The organism is Marinilabilia sp. (genome assembly GCF_016278715.1).
GTDB lineage: Bacteria > Bacteroidota > Bacteroidia > Bacteroidales > Marinilabiliaceae > Marinilabilia.
Genome location: NZ_JADQBH010000098.1, coordinates 1 through 18209, shown reverse-complemented (window position 1 = coordinate 18209; position 18209 = coordinate 1). Strand labels below are relative to the sequence as shown.

The window sequence follows — 18209 nt, the reverse complement described above, 5'->3', positions numbered from 1 at the left end:
TCAAGACTAATTTCAAGTAATTTCTGCGCCTCAACAGCAAATTCCATTGGTAACTGTTTGATTACCTCTTTCACATATCCGTTAACAATCAGTCCAACTGCACTCTCGGTATCAATTCCACGCTGATTGCAATAGAATATCTGGTCTTCTCCAATTTTGGAAGTGGTGGCTTCGTGCTCCACTTTAGCCGAATTGTTGTTAATTTCTAGGTAGGGAAATGTATGTGCCCCACATTTATCGCCCATCAGCAGAGAATCACACTGTGAGAAGTTCCGGGCATTATGAGCCCGTTTGGATACTTTTACCAATCCGCGATAACTATTTTGGCTTTTTCCGGCCGAAATACCTTTAGAAACCACCAGACTTTTAGTGTTTTTCCCCAGATGAATCATTTTTGTTCCTGTATCAGCCTGCTGATGATTATTGGTCAGGGCCACGGAATAGAACTCACCTGAAGAATGGTCGCCCATCAGAACACAGCTTGGATATTTCCAGGTAATGGCAGATCCGGTTTCCACCTGAGTCCATGATATTTTTGAATAGTCACCTTTACAAAGTCCACGCTTGGTCACAAAATTATAGATCCCGCCTTTTCCGTCCTTGTCGCCGGGATACCAGTTTTGCACTGTTGAATATTTCACCTCAGCACGTTCCATGGCAACAATTTCCACAATAGCTGCATGCAATTGATTCTCGTCACGCTTAGGCGCGGTACACCCCTCCAGATAACTCACATAGCTGTCATCTTCGGCCACAATTAATGTCCGCTCAAACTGCCCGGTATTCATGGCATTGATTCGAAAATAAGTGGACAATTCCACAGGACTCCGAACCCCCTTTGGAATGAATACAAAAGACCCATCGGAAAAGACTGCAGAATTCAACGCGGCAAAATAATTATCATTGGGAGGAACAACGCTTCCCAGATGTTTCTTCACCAAATCGGGATACTCCTTAATGGCATCACTAATACTACAAAAGATTATCCCCTTTTCTGCCAGCGTCTCCCGAAAAGTGGTCTTTACCGAAACACTGTCCATTACAGCATCAACCGCAACACCAGCCAGATGTTTTTGCTCTTCAAGGGGAATACCCAACTTGTCGAATGTAGCTTTGAGCTCAGGGTCCACATCGTCTAAGCTATCCAGCTTAGGCTTACTCTTGGGAGCAGCATAATATATCATATCCTGAAAATCAATTTCGGGAATATTCAAATGAGCCCAATCGGGGGTCTTCATCTTCAGCCAGTTACGATATGCTTCAAGACGAAAATCCAACATAAATTCAGGTTCTCCTTTTCGTTTGGAAATTTCCCGAATCACCTCTTCACTTAACCCTTTTGGAAGCATATCCATTTCAATATCGGTATAGAAACCGTATTTATACTCCCCTTTGGTTACTTCTTCTAATATTTTATCTTGTTCTGTTGCCATATCTAATATTGATCTAACGTTCAGGTGTTTTAACAATAACAATGGAGGTAGAGTTCAATCCATTATACATTAATAACAATTCAAGAGAATACAAAGTTACCAAACATTTAGATTAAATCTAAATCTACACAGGGATTTCACTTTCCGAATGACTTATTGACACTTATTTAAACAAAAGCAGAACCGGACTATTATTATATCTTTGCATAACAATCAAAAAAAAACAACCTCACACAACACATAGCATTCAATCAAGTAAATCAGTCCCGAGACGGATGGCAAACAGGCATGGCGGATTGGTTGCAAGCAAAGTCCCGGGTCTGAACGCCGATCCGCCACTGTTGAAGACTTAAACTAAATCCATTTTGCGACATATAACTCAACCAACATAACAAAAGATTTTTACAATACTGACACTCTGAATCTCAACAAAAGATATTATGAGCAAAACAATAACACCACTTTCAGAAGTCGGCCTTTTTGGCCTCATCGAACGCATAGAAAAAAGTTTTCCAAACCGAAGGGAGAGTACGCTCTGCGGAATAAAAAACGATGCCGCCATAGTAGCCACTACCGGAGAAGAACTCATCTCATCACAAAACCTGATGCTTGAAGGCATTCACTTCGACCTGACGTATTATCCGCTCCGCCACCTGGGATATAAGGCAGTTGTGGCAGGTATCTCAGACATCATTGCAGCAGGAGCCAGACCTTCGCACCTCAACCTGGCAATGGGACTAAGCGGAAAAATGTCGCTGGAGGCCGTTGAGTTGCTTTTGGAAGGCGTTGCTATGGCATGTCAAAAATACGACCTTGATTTAACAGGTTTTCGTCCCTCCTCCTCTCTCACCGGATTGTCCATCTCCACTTCGGCATTCGGATTTGCGCCAAAGAAAAAATCGGTCACCCGCAGTGGAGCTAAAGAAAACGATTTGATTTGCGTTACAGGAGATTTGGGCGCTGCCTTTATGGGCTTGCAACTACTGGAAAGAGAAAAAAAGGTTATGAAAGAAACCGGACAGAACGATCCGGATTTTGCTGGTTACGACTATTTGTTGGAACGCCAATTAAAACCAGAAGCACGTATTGAGTTGTTAACACAGCTGGAAGAAGCGAAGCTGGCTCCCACCTCCATGAGTTTGGTCAGAGAAGGATTAGCTGCTGCTTTGCTTCGACTTTGCAAGGCATCCGGAACCGGATGCAACATCTACGAAAACAAAGTTCCCATCGACCATTCAACCACTACCCTAGCAGATGAAATGGAATTCAACCCCCTGGTGGCAGCACTAAACGGTGGCGAAGACTATGAGATTTTGTTCACTATTCCACTGGAGGATTTCCAAAAGATAGAAAAAGAAGGTAAAGGCTTGCAAGATGTATTTGTAATCGGCCACATCACTCCTGAGTCGAAAGGCTACACCCTGGAGACCAACGCAGGAGAAGAAATTGAATTAAAAGCCCGTGGATGGGGTAATGAAGAGGACAAAAATTGAAAACCATGCACTATTCTTGCAAAGACTATTTATATTTGCCAATGATGACAATGGGAGGTTCGAAGGTTGAACCTGGTGTGGCAATTTCTAAATTCCTTCACTAATTTAGAACTGAAACACTAGACCATTGAGGTTAGATATTTGAAATACCTTTTAGTGATGGTTATACCGGCGTTTAACAAAACTGCTACACGCGCACAAAAGCCTGCAACGGCTTAACGGACTATTGTAATAATATACAACCCTTAAAAAGAAGATATGTACGAGTATATTTCCGGGAAGATTGCTCAAATCACCCCTGCCTACGCCATAGTTGAAAACAGCGGTATCGGATATTTTCTGAATATTTCTCTTTTTACCTTTGAAGCGCTTAAAGACAAAAGCGACGCACAGTTGTATATTTACGAGCACATAAGGGAAGACGCCTTTTCGCTTTATGGTTTTGCCGAGCCACGGGAACGGGCTCTATTTCAGTTGCTGATTTCAGTTTCAGGCATTGGTTCCAATACTGCCCGGATGATGCTTTCATCCATGTCACCCGACGAGCTGCACATAGCCATCTCAACGGGAAATGTTAATCAGATAAAAAGTATTAAAGGAATTGGACTTAAAACAGCACAGCGTCTGATTGTAGAATTAAAAGACAAAATAGGAAAATCCGAGGAAGGCAAAAATTTCCTGATGCCTGCAGACAATACTAAAGCCGAAGAAGCGTTATCTGCTTTAGTGATGTTGGGTTTTTCGAAAGGACCCTCTCAAAAAACCTTAGATAAAATCCTGAAAGACAACCCAAACAGCAAAGTTGAAGAAATCATCAAACTGGCGTTAAAAATGATGTAACCGGCGATCATTCCGCAATTTTCCTGAATGCACACAAAATACACCAAACATATCCTAATTTCTCTGACTCTCTTTTCCCTCCTGGCTTTTACAGGAGCCACACCCGGCATGGAAAAAAAATCAGGATCAACCCCTCTTACAATAAGCCAGAAGCCCGACTCTGCCGAGACTTTCCGAATAGACCGCATCATCCATCCCGATCAGGTTTCCAAACCCAACGAAAAAGAGGTATCTCCCATAATTCCCCAACCCGAAAACACTTCTTACCGGGCCGAATACGATCCGGGTACCGGACTCATCAACCTCTTCAGAATGGTTGGGAACGTTCCGGTAAAACTTCCTTACACCATGACCGTGGAGGAGTACCGGAAACAGGAGATGCGGAAATCGATGATGAGATACTGGGACAACAACATGATGTCCGGAGATGAGCAACAGGAGGGAGGGTTTCAATTGGGAGGCGGACAAGCAGTTGAAAGTATCTTTGGAAGCAGCACCATCAATATTCGTCCGCAAGGTATCGCTGAACTTCAGATAGGAGTTAACCACACCCGCATCGATAATCCGACACTTCAGGAAAGGATGCGCAAAACCACCACATTCGACTTTCAGGAAAAAATCCAGATGAACATCACCGGAAACATCGGCGATAAACTTCGGATGGGAATCAATTATAATACTGAAGCTACCTTTGATTTTGAAAACCAAATCAATCTGGAGTATACCGGTCATGAAGATGAGATACTTCAAAAAGTAGAAGCCGGTAACGTAACCCTGCCACTTCCGGGAACTTTAATAACCGGAAGTCAGAGTCTTTTTGGGATAAAAACCGAAATGAAGTTTGGGCGACTAACGGTTACTTCCATCTTTTCGCAACAAAAAGGCGAAACATCGACCATGGACATCCAGGGTGGGGCGCAACAACAGGATTTTGAGATAAGCGCAGACGAATACGACAAAAACCGACACTTTTTCCTGGCGCACCATTTCCGTGAGCGATACAACGAAGCCATGAAAAGCCTGCCCGTCATCAATTCTCCATTCAACATCACAAAAATTGAAGTTTGGATTACCAATCGCAGCAACGACTTCAACGAATCTAGAAATATCATCGCCTTTGCCGACCTGGCTGAAAATGCCAACAATCTCACCAACCCCGGACTCTGGAGTGCCCAGCCGGGTGCCATCCCATCAAATGAGGCCAACAACCTGTTTGCCCAAATGAACAGCACCTATTCTGCAGCCAGGGATATCAACCAGGTTTCTTCTACTTTCTCCTCACTTCAAAGCCAGGGATTCAGGGGTTCCCGTGAATATGAGAAGATTGAAAATGCCCGCTTACTCAACAGTTCCCAATATACACTGCACAGCAAATTGGGCTATATTTCATTAAACAGTCCGCTGGACGATGATGAAGTTTTGGCTGTGGCTTATGAATATACCTACAACGGACAGGTTTATCAGGTGGGTGAGTTTAGTACAGGGGGTATAGAAGCACCAAACAGTCTCTACCTTAAACTCCTGAAAGGCACTCTTCTGTCGCCCAGCGTAAAAACATGGGAGTTGATGATGAAAAACATCTATGCCATTGGGGCTTACCAGGTAAGTCCGGAAGATTTCATTATGGATGTTGTGTACCTGGATGACTCCAAAGGATCTTTTATTAATTATTTTCCCGAAGGCCCTGAGCCTGATGAGGGGGGAATTAACGGAGAACTGTTTATCAGCCTCCTGGGACTGGATAGGCTGGACGGCAACCAGGAGCCTTACCCCGACGGCACTTTCGACTATGTTCCGGGATACACTATTCTGTCCGACCAGGGACGCGTGGTGTTTCCGGTAGTCGAACCATTTGGCACACATCTGGAAGAAAAACTTGGCGGAAACCAGGCCCTTATCGACAAGTACGTATTCAATGCTCTGTACGATTCCACGCTAACCAACGCCTCTCAATTTGCCGAAAAAAACAAATTTAAGCTGACAGGTTCCTACAAATCATCGGTCAGCAGTGAAATTTCACTAAATGCTTTCAATATCCCCGAAGGTTCAGTGATTGTTGCTGCAGGAGGTATCAAACTCACCGAAAACCAGGATTATTCGGTGGACTATACAACAGGTCGAATCCGCATCCTCAACGAAGGACTTCTGGAATCGGGAACGCCCATTCAGGTCTCCCTTGAAAGCCAGGAGATGTTTAATCTGCAAACAAAAACGTTACTGGGAACCCATCTGAATTATCAGTTTAACAATGATTTCAATGTGGGGGGAACACTCATGCATTTGCGCGAGCGCCCGATGACACAAAAGGTCAACTTTGGGGATGAGCCCATTGCCAACACCATCTGGGGGCTCAATACCGCCTATTACACCGAATCCAACGCTTTGACATCGCTTATTGACAAGTTGCCGCTGGTGGAAACCACCACCCCCTCTTCCATCTCTTTTGAGGGAGAGTTTGCACAATTAATCCCGGGGCATCCCAATGTTATCGACAAAGAAGGAACTTCTTACATCGACGATTTTGAAGGCAGCGAAATCCCCATTGACATCAAAAACTGGACTGCCTGGAAACTTGCCAGTGCTCCACAAGGGCAACCGGATATGTTTCCGGAGGCAGCCAACATCAATGACCTGAGCTACGGGTTTAACCGCGCAAAAATGGCCTGGTATGTAATTGACCCTTTGTTTTTGCGCAACAACAATCTCACCCCCGGACACCTCCGCCAAAATTCAGAGCAGCAATCGAGCCATTTCGTTCGTGAAGTTTACGAAAAAGAAATTTTTCCTTACCGGGAAAGCGCCTATGGTGAACCCACTAATATTCCGGTGTTAAACCTGGCCTATTATCCCGACGAACGGGGCCCATACAACTTCGACACCAATCTCACACAAGAGGGAAAACTGGAAAATCCAAATCAGCGCTGGGGTGGTATCATGCGGGAAATTCAGCAGAGCGATTTCGAATCGGCCAACGTGGAATACATCGAATTTTGGGTCATGGACCCCTTTGTGTATGAAGATGGTCCTGACCAGGGGGGTGACTTTTACATTAACCTTGGTAATATTTCAGAAGATATCCTTCGTGATTCCCGAAAGTTTTTCGAACAAGGCCTCCCCGGCCCTGAAGACCCCTTTAATGTGGATAGTACTGCATGGGGTTACGTACCCACCGAACAGAGTCTGGTAAATGCATTCAGCAATGACCCGGCAACACGGTACAGTCAGGATGTGGGATTGAACGGGCTAAACTCAGAAGCTGAAAGGGATTTCTACCGAAACACTCCACATCCCTTTCTTAATATGATAGATAACCTGTTTGGTTCAGGTTTATTAACCGATGAGGCTTACCAAAACATCATGGACGATCCCGCCGCCGATGATTACCATTACCACCGTGGCAGCGATTTCGACCAGCAGGAAGCCGGAATCCTCGACCGATATAAAAACTTCAACAACCCGGAAGGAAACTCCGTTCCGTCGGAATACTCCAACGAAAGTTACAGCACCGCTGCTACAACACTTCCTGACGGTGAAGACATCAACCGAGACAACACCCTTAGTGAAACCGAGAGTTACTTTCAGTATAAAATAAGCCTGCGTCCTCAGAATATGAATGTAGGTGAGAATTTTATTACCGACCAGATTGAATCCACCGTAACCCTGAAAAACGGGGAGACCAGCTCTGTTAAATGGTATCAGTTTAAAGTTCCGGTAAACGAGCCCGACACCACTATTGGCGAGCTAAGTGATTTGAGTTCGGTGCGCTTCATGCGAATGTTTCTGCGCAACTTCTCTGATACCGTAGTACTTCGCTTTGCGACAATGGATTTGGTGCGTTCGGAATGGCGAAAATACAACGATGAACTGTTTGAGATCGAAGACATGGTTGCTCCGGCACAAACCACGCAATTCGAAGTGGCCACCGTAAACATTGAGGAGAACGGAACACGTAAGCCGGTCAATTATGTATTGCCTCCCGGAATAGACAGAGTTATAGACCCCGGGAACCCCCAAATTCGACAACTCAACGAACAATCCATCGTTTTAAAAACAACCGATCTGGCGGGAGGTGATGCCCGGGCTGTTTATAAAACCCTCAACATGGATTTACGCCAGTACCGGCGAATTAAAATGGAAGTGCATGCCGAGGAAGTATCAGGATATACCCTCGAAGATGACGATATTGTGGCATTTATCAGGTTGGGAACTGACTTCCGAAATAATTATTACGAATACGAAATTCCTCTGAAACTAACCCCGGAAGGCACCTACAGCAACAACTCCACCAACGACAGGTATATTGTGTGGCCCGAAGAGAATCAATTTGATTTCCCCATTGAGTTACTTCAACAAATCAAACTCCGACGCAATGATGAGTTAAGAGCAGGAAATACGGATGTGGCCCTTACCAGAAAATACTATAATGTTGACCCCGACAACCCCAACAACCAAATTGGAATAAAGGGTAATCCCAGTCTGGCCAATGTGCGATCCATCATGATCGGTATCCGGAACAACACCATTGATCTGAAAACTTCCGAAATATGGTTCAACGAGTTAAGACTCTCGGATTTTGATGAGGAAGGCGGTTGGGCGGCCAATGCACGCGTCAACGTGAAGCTGGCCGACCTGGGTAGTGTCTCTATGGCCGGAAAAGTCAATACCATTGGTTTTGGAAGCATTGACCAAAGTGTTAACGAACGCAGCCGGGAAGACTATTATCAGTACGACATTGCCACCAACCTGGAACTGGGAAAACTGCTTGGCCCTGAATCGAGACTTTCAGCTCCAATGTATTTAAGTGCTAGCGAACAGGTCGCAACCCCTGAATACAATCCGCTGGACCCGGATATAACCATGGAACAAGCCCTTGACAATGCATCTTCGCAGGCAGCACGCGACAGCATCAAAGATCTTTCCCAGGATCGAACCAGTCGTAAGAGCATCAATTTTACCAATGTGAGATTAAAACCAAAGGACAATCAACCCAGGATTTACGATATCTCTAACCTCAGCGCCACCTATTCCTACAACCAGTCGGAGCACAAGGATGTAAAAACAGAATACAAAATTGACAAGACTTACAGGGGGATTCTGGCTTACAATTATTCCAGTCAGCCAAAAATAGTGGAACCCTTCAAGAGCATTAAAGGCGATGCATTCAGACTCATCAGGGATTTCAACTTTTATCTCCTGCCCAGCCAGATCAATTATCGTTGGGAATTTTTGCGCGACTACTCCGAATCGCAGCTAAGAAATGTCAATAATCCATCTTTTAAAATCCCCGTATCTGTGCGGAAAGATTTCAACTGGAACCGGTATTTCGAGATGACATATAATCTCACAAAATCGCTGAAATTAGATTTTCGTACCGCCACCAACGCACGAATTGACGAGCCAACAGGAGTAGTCAATAAAGACCGCTATCGTGATGAATATGAGCTGTGGAAAGACTCCGTAATGCGCAATATTCTGTCGTATGGTCGCACCACCAATTACCAGCACAACATCAATGCCAGCTATAGATTACCCATCAACAAACTCCCCATGCTCGACTGGACATCGGCCAATATCAATTACGGAGCCCAGTTCAACTGGCAGCAGGGACCAATCACCGAAGAACAATACGAATGGGGAAATACCATCCGAAATTCAAACACCATACAGGGAAATGCACAACTCAACTTTACCGGCTTGTACAACAAGGTGAATTACCTGAGAAACCTGACCCGACCACAGCAAAGTGCCGGCGGCACACAGCAGCTGAGATACACCAGTCACAGCCTGAATATCCAAAAAGACACACCCCTTGAAATAGATCACAAACTCAACACACAAGATGTTCAGGTGCGTATTTTTGACAGCAACGGACGCCCCGTTCAGGGCAAAACCACTGTAATAGATAACAACAAAGTGACATTTACCGCTTCCAGAGACATCTCCAATGCACGAACGCTTATCACAGGACAAAGAAAGACCTCCACTTCGCCCATTAAAATAGTAACAGACAACGTTCTGAAATTGGCTACAGGAATCAAAAGCCTGTCAATTTCCTACTCTTCAAACAATGGAACCACCCTGCCCGGATACATGCCCGAATCGGGTTTTCTGGGAAATCAAAATGTTCGTGGCATTAATGCCCCAGGTTTCCCATTCCTGCTTGGAATACAGGACAGGGATTTTGCCATGACAGCAGTGGAAAACAACTGGCTCACTACCGATAGCACCCTGAACACCCCCTACATCATGACCCACACCGAAGATCTCAACATTAGGGCAACCATAGAACCCATCAAAGATCTCCGCATCGATCTGACAGCCAACCGTCGATACTCCAACAACATGAACGAGTATTATCTCTTCAATGGCAACCAGTTCCGGGGAGTATTCAACACAATGGAATCGGGAAGCTTTTCCATGAGTTTCAACACCCTGGCAACAGCTTTTGACAAGGTAGAAAAGAAAGGCAACTACAATTCTCCGGCATTCGACCAGTTCCTAAAAAACAGAGCCATTATTTCCGAACGCCTTGGCAACGAAAGAGAAGGAACCGTTTATCCCGAAACCGAATACTATCAGGAGAAAAACATTTCAGGGCTGGCCTACAATCCGGATGGTTACCCCGACAGAGAACATGAGGTGGAATCAGGTGTTGACGGCTACAACCTCACCTCACGGGACGTACTGATACCTGCCTTTTTGTCGGCCTATTCAGGAAAAAGTGCCGACAATATTTTTCTCGAAACATTCCCGTCGCTGGCCTATATCAAACCCAACTGGCGAATCAATTACAGCGGGCTCTCAAAAATAGAATTCTTAGAAAAATACGTCAAATCTTTCGATATCAGCCACGCTTATACATCCACCTATTCAATAGGGAATTACCAAACCAATCTGGAATGGCAGGAAAACGGCGACGGATTAAGCTTTGTCAGGGATGCACAGGATAATTTCATTGCAAAATACCTGATTAGCGGTGTAACAATCACCGAACAATTTGCCCCATTCCTTCAATTTAACATTACCTGGCCGGGCAACTTTAGCACGCGTGCCGAATACAAAAAAGGACGTATCCTCAATCTGAGTCTCAACAACAACCAATTGATCGAAAATTACAACAACGAATGGGTGATTGGAATCGGTTACCGGTTTGATAAAATGGATATGATTCTGGGGAAATCGGACAATCAAACCAAAATTTCCTCCGACCTCAATCTGCGGGCAGACATTTCCATGCGGGAAAGTTTCTCTATCATCAGGAAAATTCAGGAAGAATCGAATCAGATGACTGCAGGTCAAAAAATTACCACACTGAAACTGACTGCTGATTACGTATTGAGCGACCGATTCAATGTTCAGGTATTCTATGACCGTCAGGTGAACAATCCCTATATTTCATCTTCTTACCCTACCTTCAATACCAATGTGGGGGTTAGTTTCCGGTTCTCACTGGCACAATAACCTATTTGGGCATCTTCTTAACAAAACCTCAAGAATCCAACACATCTAAAATATCAACGGTGTTCGGTTCAATACTCCGTTAAACTTTTAAAAACGATTGATAATCAATCCATTACAAAACCAGACGAACAAGTCACAACTCACTCATAATAAAAACTTTGCGTCATTGCGTCTCTGCGTTTAAGCTTTTTTTAACGGCCTATTACAGTTACCATAGATGAAATATATACCAACTTTCTGTTAGATAATTCTTAAAATTTTATCTAATTTTGGGATTAAATCCATAAAACAACAAAAAGTTATGAACATACCGGAAAACCTAAAATTCACCAAAGATCACGAGTGGATTAAAATTGAGGGCGGAGTAGCCATTGTGGGAATCACAGACTTTGCACAAAGCGAATTAGGTGATATTGTATTTGTAGAAATTGAAACCGAAGATGAAGACCTAGAGCGGGAAGAGGTTTTCGGAACCATTGAAGCTGTAAAAACAGTATCTGACTTGTACATGCCTGTTGCAGGTAAAATCATTGAGGTTAATGAAGAGCTGGAAAGTCAACCCGAACTGGTCAACAAAGAGCCTTATGCCGGAGGATGGATGGTAAAAATCGAAATGGCAGATCCTGATCAGACAGAAGATCTGTTATCTGCCAGCGATTACAAAAAATTGATTGAATAAGAAGAGTTGTTCACAAAAACAAAAAAGGCGTCCGGGAAATTCCGGACGCCTTTTTTAGGTCTCTATTTTTTAATATTTATAGTGTTCTGGAAACTTCAACCTCCTCAAAGGCTTCGATGATATCTCCAATTTTAATATCGTTAAAATTCTTGATATTCAATCCGCACTCGTAACCTGAAGCCACTTCCTTAGCATCGTCTTTAAAACGTTTCAGTGAGCCAAGTTCACCAGTGTAAATTACAATACCGTCGCGAATAACTCGTACTTTAGAACTGCGCTTCACCTTACCCTCTTTCACCATACAACCGGCAATAGTTCCGACCTTGGTAATCTTAAAGACGTCACGTATTTCAACGGTAGCATTAATCTGCTCCTTAATCTCAGGCGAAAGCATTCCTTCCATTGCTGCAGTAATCTCTTCAATCGCATCGTAAATTATCGAATAAAGACGAATGTCAATCTCCTCTTTCTCGGCAATTCGACGGGCGGCCAATGAGGGACGTACCTGGAAACCAATCACAATGGCATTAGATGCAGCAGCAAGCATAATGTCTGATTCAGAAATCTGTCCTACCGCTTTGTGGATAACATTCACCTGAATTTCTTCAGTAGAAAGTTTGATGAGTGAATCAGCGAGCGCTTCAATAGAACCATCCACATCCCCTTTCACAACAAGATTCAGTTCCTGGAAGTTTCCGATGGCAATTCGACGACCAATTTCATCAAGTGTAATATGTTTCTGAGTCCGGAGTCCCTGTTCGCGTTGCAATTGAGAACGTTTGGTAGCGATTTCTTTAGCCTCCTTTTCATTCTCCATCACGTGAAATTTCTCACCCGCCTGTGGTGCACCGTTCAACCCGAGTACCAATACTGGCTCAGAAGGACCAGCAATTTGAATATTCTGATTTCGCTCATTATACATGGCCTTCACGTGACCATAATACTGACCCGACAGAAGCAGGTCGCCGGTACGTAAAGTTCCGGACTGAACAAGCAGGGTAGCAACGTAACCACGACCACGATCAAGTGTAGATTCAATAACAGAGCCTACAGCCGGTTTATCAGGATTGGCTTTCAATTCGAGCATGTCAGCTTCGAGCAATACTTTTTCAAGCAATTGTTCGATGTTCACACCGTTCTTGGCACTAATATCCTGTGACTGATATTTGCCCCCCCACTCTTCGATGAGGTAATTCATTTTAGCCAGTTCCTCTTTCACCCTGTCAGGATTGGCATTGGGCTTATCAATTTTATTAATTGCAAACACAATAGGAACACCTGCAGCAGAGGCATGGTTAATAGCCTCTATCGTCTGGGGCATCACATTGTCGTCGGCAGCTACTATTATAATGGCAATATCGGTAACCTGGGCACCTCTGGCACGCATGGCTGTAAATGCCTCGTGACCCGGGGTATCCAAAAACGTTATTTCACGTCCGTCGGCCCGTTCCACATTGTAAGCACCGATATGCTGAGTAATTCCCCCCGCTTCACCGGCAATAACATTCTCCTTACGAATATAGTCCAACAAAGAAGTTTTACCGTGGTCAACGTGTCCCATCACTGTAATGATAGGAGGACGCGGTTTCAGGTCTTCCGGGTTATCCTCTTTTTCTTCAATCGACTCGGCCGCATCCACGCTAATGAATTCAACCTTATAGCCATATTCTTCTGCAACAAGAATAATTGTTTCAGCATCCAGACGCTGGTTGATAGAAACAAACATTCCCAGACTCATACAAGTAGAAATAATCTGAGTCACCTGTACATCCATCATACTGGCAAGGTCGTTGGCAGTCAGAAACTCTGTCACCTTCAACACTTTGCTCTCCTCCGTCATACGATCCATTTCAACCTGCTCCTTTTGAGCGGCAGCATCACGTTTGTCGCGACGGTGACGGGATGTTTTGGATTTTCCTTTGGAAGTAAGACGGGCCAGCGTTTCTTTAATCTGTTTTTGCACATCTTCTTCACTCACTTCAGGACGGGTTGGACGCTTTTTGGCTTTCGTCTTTTTACGTTTCTCCTTTTTATCCTGAGGAGCTACCTTGTTGGCACCACCTGCAGTTTGCTGCTGTGGCTTATCATTGATATTAACACGCTCCTTTTCTTTGCGGATGCGTTTTCGTTTTTTCTTCTTTTTACGCTGCTCGTCGCGATTATTTTCATTGTTGCGGGCATTGGCAGGAAGGTCAATTTTGCCAACAACAGTAGGGCCTGACAACTTTCTAACCTTAGTAGGCATAAAACTGTCGGCATCTTTTTTCTCGCTGTCTGATTTTTCAGCAGCCTGGGGAGCCTCGGGCGCAGGTTCTTTAGCAGTTTCCTGCCCAGCGGATTTTTTCTCCGGTGATTTGTCCTGAACATTTTCCGGCTTCGCCTCTTTTTTCTGATCATCGGAAGCACTTGCTTCCTTGTCTTTTTGAGCCTGTTCCGGTTTCACCTCACTCTTCTGGGTACTTTCCGGCTTTTCCTCAAGGTCAATTTTTCCAACCACTTTTAAGTCTTTGTCTGGTTTCTCAACCTCCACCGGAATGTCCACTTTTTGATCTGGAGTTTCTTTGTCCGATTCATTCTTTTGAGAATGATCCTTTTCCGGCTCCTTATCTTGAGTCTTCTTTACTTCCTGCGAAGATTTTTCAGGTATTTCAGAGGCTTTAGCAGATTCTTTTGATTCCACCGTTTCGGTTTTCTCAACAGGTTCGGTTTTTTCCACCTTTAGCTGTTCCTCTTTTTGTTGCGCTTCAGCCTTTTTCTTTTTGTCGAGGTCTATTTTCCCCACGACTTTTACATCCATTTTTTGCCTGGGAGTTGAAAAATCGGCAGTTGGTTGCTCCTCTTTTTTCTTTTCCGGTTTCACTACAGGGGCTACATCTTCATCAGGCTCATCATCATCATCATCCTGCTCTTCTTTCAGGTCATCAATAGAGACAGACGATTTTTTTCCTTTCTGCTTGCGTTCAACCAGTTTTTCCGACTCTTGTTTTACCGTAAAGTCAGAACGATATTCCTGTCTCAGAAGATCAACCATATCTTCCGAGATCTTGGTATTCGGATTGGATTCTATCTGGAATCCTTTTTTATGCAGGAAGTCAACAATGGTGCTGATTCCCACATTACATTCTTTTGCTATTTTACTTAGTCTTTTTCCAACTGCCATATAAGGGACTTTCGTTTTTACAGGTCAAAAAGATTAAAAATCTTTGCGAACAAAGATAAGCGAATTATTCAAATTCAGCTTTCAGAACATTGATTACCTCACGAATGGTCTCTTCTTCGAGATCTGTCCTTTTGGTCAAATCCTCCACGGTCAAATCGAGAACCGACTTGGCGGTGTCGCAACCAATCGCTTTAAGTTCATCAAGTATCCAGCTTTCAATCTCGTCTGTGAATTCATCCAGAGAAACATCTTCCTCGTCTTCATTCTCAGTTTCGCGATATACATCAATTTCGTATCCGGTCAGCTGGCTAGCCAATCGAATATTCAATCCGCCTTTCCCAATTGCCAAAGAAACCTCTTCGGGCTGCAGATATACATCGGCACGTTTCTCTTCTTCAAAAAGTTTAATGCTCGATACTTTAGCCGGATTCAATGCCCGTTGAATAAACAACTGATTATTGGCAGTAAAATTAATCACATCAATGTTTTCGTTGTGCAATTCTCTCACAATACCATGAATGCGTGAGCCTTTCATTCCGACGCAGGCACCCACCGGGTCAATCCGGTCGTCATACGATTCAACAGCCACTTTGGCACGCTCACCGGGAGCACGCACAATTTTCTTAATCGTAATGAGTCCGTCATAAATTTCCGGCACTTCAAACTCAAACAAACGCTCAAGAAATACGGGAGATGTCCTGGAAAGAATAATCAAAGGATTATTGTTTCGCATTTCCACTCTTATCACTACAGCACGAACGGTTTCTCCTTTCCTGAAAAAGTCGCCTGGAATTTGTTCGGCACGGGGCAAGATCAATTCGTTGCCCTCATCATCCAGAATGAGCATCTCTTTTTTCCAGATTTGGTAAACTTCTCCGGTTACAACGTCTCCAATTCGCTCGGTATATTTGCTATATAAATGATCTTTCTCTAATTCCATAATCTGACCGGCCAGGTTTTGGCGCAAAGTCAAAATAGCTCTTCGTCCGAACTTATGAAAATCAACTTCATCAACCACTTCCTCACCCACTTCATAATCTTCGTCAATCTTAAGTGCCTCTGTCAGTGATATCTGAGTATTTGCATCTTCCACTTCACCATCGGGAACCACCTCCCGATTGCGCCAAATTTCAAAGTCACCTTTGTCAATATTTACGATGACGTCAAAATTCTCGTCACTCCCGAAAATCTTGACTAAAACACTGCGGAATGAATCTTCAAGGACCCTGACCATTGTTGCACGGTCGATGTTTTTCAGCTCTTTAAATTCCGAAAAAGTGTCTATCAAATTAATATTTTCCATCGCTGCTGTTGTATGTTCGTTCTGTTATATTTTTGCTTGTCCCGGAAAATTCCGGGGTTTTAAAATTTTGCTTTACAAAGACAGGATTTCTTTCACTCTCTTTACTTCATCAAAACTAAAATGATGATGGAAAACCTGCAACTCTTTTTTCTTTTTTCCTTCTGGTTTCACCATTTTTTCTTCTTTAACCACAAAACCGGAATCTGTCACCTCTTCCAAAATGCCTTTCTGGATCTTCCCCTCATTATCCATCACTTCCAAAAGCCGATCCAAGCTTTTCTGATACTGTTGCAACACTTTAAATGGTTGTCCGATTCCCGGAGAGGATACCTCCAACTCAAAATCTTCTTCTTCTCTATCAAACGAATGCTCTACCAATCTCGAAATAGCAATACAGTACTCAATGGGAACACCATTCTTGCTGTCAATCAGAATTTCAATCTTGTTGCCCGGCTTTACGGTCACATCCACTGCGAAGAACCCGTCTGCTTCCAGCTTGTCAGCTATCAGGTCCATTATTTGTTGTTTTACTATCATAGACAAGCCATTAATAAAATAGGGGACTCCTGTCCCCTACCCACCTACTGTGAAAACCGCTGCAAAGATAAGGAATGAGAAACAAATATGCAAAAACCTTTTTGCCTAAAAATCAAATCATTTTGCAATGAAGATGTCGGGGGCGCCTAATAAATTGATATTTGAATTCACAACCACCCACTAAAAAAGGTCAAACGCAGCGACGCAATGTGCCAAATTTTTTATTCTCAGCAAGTTACGATTACCTACGTCCAGTTGTCAAGTCTTTTATTATCAGCAATTTGCAAAACACCAAAAAGAGCTTTGACCTTTAGACCATTCAACCAAGAAATCGCGCCACAAGAACCTGCAGATGCCAAAAGTCAGAAAGTCCCCAGAAGGAAAGCTTTACAATCCCCCGGAGCCTATTTGTACGATTCATTCCGAATAGCTTTCTTTGTACCATAAAACCAGAACGAAAATATTGAGTACAAAACATCCATACAAGCAGCGAAAAATTGTCAATGATCCGGTTCATGGATTCATCAGCATTCCCGACAATATTCTGTTTGAGTTAATCGAGCACCCCTATTTTCAGCGGTTGCGCAGAATCAAGCAACTGGGACTGACTTCGGTTGTATATCCCGGAGCTGTACACACCCGGTTCCAGCACACATTAGGTGCATTCTATTTGATGGGAACTGCCATAACAGTATTGCGCGAGAAAGGGCACCACATTTCCGATGAAGAATCTGTTGCTGCCCATGCTGCCATTCTTATGCATGATCTGGGACACGGTCCTTTCTCTCATGCCCTGGAACAAACGCTTATCGAAAGTCTCGATCACGAAGACATTTCTCTGCTTTTAATGGAAAGACTTAATCAACAATTTGATGGTCAATTATCAGCAGCCATCGATATTTTTAAAGGTAATACAGGAAAATTTTTTCTGCATCAACTGGTTTCCAGCCAGCTCGATGTGGACAGGCTGGATTATTTGAAGAGGGACAGTTTTTTTTCAGGCGTATCCGAAGGAGTAATCGGTTCGGATCGAATCATTAAAATGCTGGAAATAAAAAACAACGAATTGGTTGTGGAAGGGAAAGGGATCTACTCCATTGAAAAATTTCTGGTTGCCCGGCGCCTGATGTACTGGCAGGTTTACCTCCACAAAACCGCACTCGTTGCCGAAAAAATGCTCATCAATGCGCTAAAAAGAGCGAAAGAGCTCGCCCTCCACGGGAAAGAAGTACCGGCACCTCCTTTCCTGGAAACGTTTCTAAAAAACCGGTTCTGCAAAGATGATTTTCAAAGCAATCCGCAA

At 43.8% G+C, this 18209-nt stretch carries 9 protein-coding genes; 5 read left to right on the top strand and 4 right to left on the bottom strand.

Going from position 1 to position 18209, the window contains the following annotated elements:
* A partial coding sequence (sufB, locus tag QZZ43_RS06155; RefSeq protein WP_291857100.1) for a Fe-S cluster assembly protein SufB occupies window positions 1-1433 on the bottom strand: 1433 nt, incomplete at its 3' end.
* Window positions 1434-1873: 440 nt separating this feature from the next.
* Here sufB and thiL point away from each other — a divergent pair.
* From thiL to gcvH, 4 genes are all read left to right on the top strand, one after another.
* Window positions 1874-2926, top strand: a complete 1053-nt coding sequence (thiL, locus tag QZZ43_RS06150) for a thiamine-phosphate kinase (protein ID WP_291857098.1) — start codon at window positions 1874-1876, stop codon at window positions 2924-2926.
* A 258-nt stretch (window positions 2927-3184) separates the two neighbouring features.
* Complete coding sequence (gene ruvA, locus QZZ43_RS06145) at window positions 3185-3766, top strand: Holliday junction branch migration protein RuvA (RefSeq protein ID WP_291857095.1); 582 nt, start codon at window positions 3185-3187, stop codon at window positions 3764-3766.
* 27 nt (window positions 3767-3793) lie between these two features.
* Window positions 3794-11227, top strand: coding sequence for a cell surface protein SprA (gene sprA / locus QZZ43_RS06140; RefSeq protein WP_291857093.1), 7434 nt, complete (start codon window positions 3794-3796; stop codon window positions 11225-11227).
* Window positions 11228-11528: 301 nt separating this feature from the next.
* Window positions 11529-11906: a glycine cleavage system protein GcvH gene (gene gcvH, locus QZZ43_RS06135; RefSeq protein ID WP_291857091.1), complete on the top strand. Its 378-nt coding sequence runs from the start codon at window positions 11529-11531 to the stop codon at window positions 11904-11906.
* 76 nt (window positions 11907-11982) lie between these two features.
* Here the strand turns inward: gcvH and infB are convergent, their stop codons facing one another.
* The 3 genes from infB to rimP form a co-directional block, all read right to left on the bottom strand.
* Window positions 11983-15066, bottom strand: coding sequence for a translation initiation factor IF-2 (infB, locus tag QZZ43_RS06130; RefSeq protein WP_291857089.1), 3084 nt, complete (start codon window positions 15064-15066; stop codon window positions 11983-11985).
* 64 nt (window positions 15067-15130) lie between these two features.
* Window positions 15131-16369: a transcription termination factor NusA gene (gene nusA, locus QZZ43_RS06125; protein ID WP_291857087.1), complete on the bottom strand. Its 1239-nt coding sequence runs from the start codon at window positions 16367-16369 to the stop codon at window positions 15131-15133.
* Between the two features lie 72 nt (window positions 16370-16441).
* A complete protein-coding gene (rimP, locus tag QZZ43_RS06120) occupies window positions 16442-16906 on the bottom strand; it encodes a ribosome assembly cofactor RimP (RefSeq protein ID WP_291857085.1) in 465 nt (154 codons plus the stop codon).
* Between the two features lie 463 nt (window positions 16907-17369).
* Here rimP and QZZ43_RS06115 point away from each other — a divergent pair.
* On the top strand, window positions 17370-18209 hold an 840-nt coding region (locus QZZ43_RS06115; RefSeq protein WP_291857083.1), incomplete at its 3' end, for an HD domain-containing protein.

Coding starts and splice junctions, on each gene's coding strand:
- thiL (WP_291857098.1), top strand. CDS start 1,874: ATGAGCAAAACAATAACACCACTTTCAGAAGTCGGCCTTTTTGGCCTC.
- ruvA (WP_291857095.1), top strand. CDS start 3,185: ATGTACGAGTATATTTCCGGGAAGATTGCTCAAATCACCCCTGCCTAC.
- sprA (WP_291857093.1), top strand. CDS start 3,794: ATGCACACAAAATACACCAAACATATCCTAATTTCTCTGACTCTCTTT.
- gcvH (WP_291857091.1), top strand. CDS start 11,529: ATGAACATACCGGAAAACCTAAAATTCACCAAAGATCACGAGTGGATT.
- infB (WP_291857089.1), bottom strand. CDS start 15,066: ATGGCAGTTGGAAAAAGACTAAGTAAAATAGCAAAAGAATGTAATGTG.
- nusA (WP_291857087.1), bottom strand. CDS start 16,369: ATGGAAAATATTAATTTGATAGACACTTTTTCGGAATTTAAAGAGCTG.
- rimP (WP_291857085.1), bottom strand. CDS start 16,906: ATGATAGTAAAACAACAAATAATGGACCTGATAGCTGACAAGCTGGAA.